At 43.5% G+C, this 2,279-nt stretch carries 3 protein-coding genes and 1 pseudogene; 3 read left to right on the forward strand and 1 reads right to left on the reverse strand.

Translation table 11 applies throughout. The annotated features are described in order from the left end of the window. Positions 1–493: 493 nt before the first annotated feature. The 3 genes from IG627_RS20515 to IG627_RS20525 all read left to right on the forward strand — a co-directional run bounded on the left by IG627_RS20515 (position 494) and on the right by IG627_RS20525 (position 2,105). Positions 494–898: a hypothetical protein gene (locus tag IG627_RS20515; RefSeq protein WP_193195155.1), complete on the forward strand. Its 405-nt coding sequence runs from the start codon at positions 494–496 to the stop codon at positions 896–898. Between the two features lie 116 nt (positions 899–1,014). Further along, positions 1,015–1,431 carry a zinc-ribbon domain containing protein gene (locus IG627_RS20520; protein WP_193195157.1) on the forward strand — a complete coding sequence of 139 codons (417 nt, stop codon included), beginning with the start codon at positions 1,015–1,017 and terminating at the stop codon, positions 1,429–1,431. A gap of 146 nt (positions 1,432–1,577) precedes the next feature. After that, positions 1,578–2,105 carry a hypothetical protein gene (locus tag IG627_RS20525; RefSeq protein ID WP_193195159.1) on the forward strand — a complete coding sequence of 176 codons (528 nt, stop codon included), beginning with the start codon at positions 1,578–1,580 and terminating at the stop codon, positions 2,103–2,105. A gap of 28 nt (positions 2,106–2,133) precedes the next feature. Here the strand turns inward: IG627_RS20525 and IG627_RS21015 are convergent. After that, positions 2,134–2,279 (reverse strand): annotated as a pseudogene (locus tag IG627_RS21015) (IS30 family transposase); the annotation flags it as partial.

Here is a 2,279-nt window from a genome sequence, read left to right on the forward strand (position 1 = left end):
AGCCAACGCTAAGCACATATTGTGCTGGTCGCTGCGCTCCCTTTTTAGCACAATATGTGCTTAGCATTGTCTGCCCCTGCTGTGGGCGTTATGTGTACGGTACTGATCAGTAATGATTTATCGGCAACTGCGTAAGATAAAATCAACATTTCGTCTTGGAATGATTTTTGTTCCAACGATAATTTTATTCGGCGTGATTATTCTAGCTACCGCTATTATCTTGCAACGTTGGATAGAAAGGACATTTGAAGTGGATGTTCCAAATGACGTTTTTGCGATACTCTCCCTTTTAAGTGTGCTCGCATTCGGTCAACCATTTCTTAGAAGGTTCAAAGAACTAAAAGAGCATGGTAAGTAGCATCACACATAACCAGGCCAGGCTGTACGCTCCGGCGCTGCGCGCCTCCGCGGGACGGCCTACGCTATGCGCTTCGCGCATAAACAGCTCCGGCCGCCGGTTATTACAACGTTATGGCAATCGAGTAGAGAGAGCATGGAAGAAGTCATTTCTTATGTGAGCCTGGCAATAGGCGTAGCAAGTTTCGGATTTGCTATTTATCAAACCAATGAGAAGAGAAAGCTCAACGAGTATGTGAGAGCGAATAATTGGTTCAATTATCAGAGAATGGAAAATACGAACGGAACTGTTCAGTTGGCCAAACGCCTTTATCTAGAGAAACATAAAGATAACCTCGTTCCAGAGTTGCTGGACCGCCTATCCATGGCTGATGCGCACGGGCAAGAGCTGCTGAAAGAGTCGATTCGGCAAATACAAATCGCAGAGCCTTCATTTAGATCAAAAGATATTGAGCGCTGGAAGAAAGAAGGGAAGATTTCCGAGGCCAAAGAGAAGCTGTTTACTCAGTTTTCCATAGACGCAGAGCTATCAGCGCCATAACAATGCAATGCAGCCGACGTCTTACTTTGTGCACTTTTTGCACGGTCGCTGCGCTCCCATTTTCGTGCAAAAAGCACACAAAGTAAGCCGCGTCTGATTGCGGCGTTAGGTGGTCAATGAGGAATCGAGTTCCACTGAATAAAGAGGCATACTCTGACGAGTCAAAGCAATCAATTGGGTGGGAGTATCTCGGAAAAGAATATAGAGATATTTCATACACCTGCAAGAAGTGCAAGAATAAAGCGATTTTTACGGCTCGAGAGCAGAAAGAGTATTTTGAAGTACAAAAAAAGTATATGTGGACAAAACGTACGCTTTGTTCAGTATGCTGGAAAGAAATTAAGCAGATTAAATCTGAGTTAGCATCTCTAGAGCAGCGCTATATAGAGCGCAAGCTAGAGTTAAAATCTGATCGTAAATTTCTATTGCGTTGGCTTCAGTTACTTCTAGAGTACCCAAAATATGGAAAGCCAAAAAACAGTTCAAAGATTGCATCAATTGAGAAAGCACTGTCAGAAGCCACGGACACCTAACAATCAGCGGCAGAGCGACAGCCAACGCTACGCACCTTTTGTGTTACTCGCTGTCGCTCAAACATTAACACAAAAGGTGCTCCGCGCTGGCTGCGCCTGCGCTGGGCGTTAGGCGATTAAAGCTATGAACGAACAAGAGATGTAAAATGAAGCTAACAGAGTATCTTGCTATTTATGCTGCAGCTCTTTCGACAATTGTATTCTTCTGGAATATTTTGAGCTCAAGGCCAAGATTGCGCATTCGAATTTTACCTGGCACTCATGGTGATGATGAAAACATTGAAATGGGTGTGCATATTTCTGTGCAAAATACTTCAGCTCATGTTATCCATGTTTCGAACTCTTCAGTACTTTACCCTCACATGACGACAACGTTAATGGATAAAGTGAAACACCTTATAAAATATAAAAGACTATGTACAACAGTTGGTTGGGTGCATTCTGATCTTTCATATTACGATGTTAAGGATAAATTTCCCGCGTCTATTGAAGCCAGAAAACCACATGATATTTTCATTCCAGAACGTGCTTTAGGAAATATTCTAACGGATGCGTCAAGCCGGGAAATTAGATTCGGAGTGCAAGATGCTTTATGGCGAAGCACATACTCTAAGTCATTTAAAATTGACTGGCATCTTGAAGGTAGCACACCAGCCGCGGAGTGTAGCGCCTAGTATCAACTTTGAACCGCGACAAAAATAGTTACTTACCATAGTACATTTGCTCTGGTGTCTTGTACGCAAATCTTTTCCTAGGACGGGTGTTGAGCTTTCGTGCAATGTCATCGCATTGTTGCTGCGTCAGCCCCATCATCGTTTGTCCCTTCGGGAGGTATTGTCTTATCAGGC

Source organism: Microbulbifer taiwanensis, assembly GCF_014904815.1.
GTDB classification, from domain to species: Bacteria; Pseudomonadota; Gammaproteobacteria; order Pseudomonadales; family Cellvibrionaceae; genus Microbulbifer; species Microbulbifer taiwanensis.